General features: G+C 67.2%; 1 protein-coding gene. It reads left to right on the top strand.

The window, feature by feature from the left end; all coding sequences use genetic code 11:
* On the top strand, positions 1–1,051 hold a 1,051-nt coding region (ectB, locus tag HF519_RS30145; protein WP_169416333.1), incomplete at both ends, for a diaminobutyrate--2-oxoglutarate transaminase.

The raw sequence follows: 1,051 nt of genomic DNA, 5'->3' as shown, positions 1-1,051 counted from the left end.
GAGTCCGAGGTCCGCAGCTACTGCCGAAGCTGGCCTGTGGTGTTCGACACCGCGGTGGGAAGCCGGTTGACCGATGTGGACGGCAAGTCCTACCTGGACTTCTTCGCCGGTGCGGGTGCACTGAACTACGGGCACAACCCGCCGGCGTTGAAGAAACCGCTGCTGGAGTATCTGAGCCGGGACGGGGTCACCCACGGCCTGGACATGTACACCAGGGCCAAGGGGGAGTTCCTGAAGACCTTCCGCGAGGTGGTGCTGGAGCCGCGGGGGTTGGACTACAAGGTGCAGTTCCCGGGCCCGACGGGGGCGAACGCCGTCGAGTCGGCGCTGAAACTGGCCCGGAAGATCTCGGGCAAGGAAGCGATGATCAACTTCACCAACGCGTTCCACGGCATGACGCTGGGGGCGCTGTCGGTGACGGGGAACTCGATGAAGCGTGGCGGGGCGGGTATCCCGCTGGTGCACGCCACCCCGATGCCCTACGACAACTACTTCGACGGCAAGGTGCCCGACTTCCTGTGGTTCGAGCGGGTGCTGGAGGACCAGGGCTCGAGCCTGAACGACCCTGCAGCGGTGATCGTCGAGACCGTGCAGGGCGAGGGTGGCATCAACCCGGCACGCATCGAGTGGCTGCAGGGACTGGCGGAGCTGTGCAAACGGCACGAGATCCTGCTGATCGTCGATGACGTGCAGATGGGAGTGGGCCGGACCGGCCCGTTCTTCTCGTTCGAGGCCGCCGGCATCGAGCCCGACATCGTCTGCCTGTCCAAGTCGATCTCGGGGTACGGGCTGCCGATGGCGCTCGTGCTGATCAAGCCCGAGTACGACCAGTGGGGCCCCGGCGAGCACAACGGCACCTTCCGCGGTCACAACCCGGCGTTCGTCACCGGCACCGCGGCCCTGCGCGAGTTCTGGTGCGACGACACCCTGGAGAAGTCGACGATCGCCAAGGGCGAGCGCGTCGAGGAGGCCTTGGGCCGGATCGCCGCGTCGACCTCGACGGTCGAGCTGACGCCCAAGGGGCGCGGGCTGGCCCGCGGCCTGTCGTTCG

The organism is Pseudonocardia bannensis (assembly GCF_012911875.1).
Lineage (GTDB): Bacteria > Actinomycetota > Actinomycetes > Mycobacteriales > Pseudonocardiaceae > Pseudonocardia > Pseudonocardia bannensis.
Note: the sequence above shows the minus strand (reverse complement) of the source record. Positions and strands in the feature narration are given on the sequence as shown.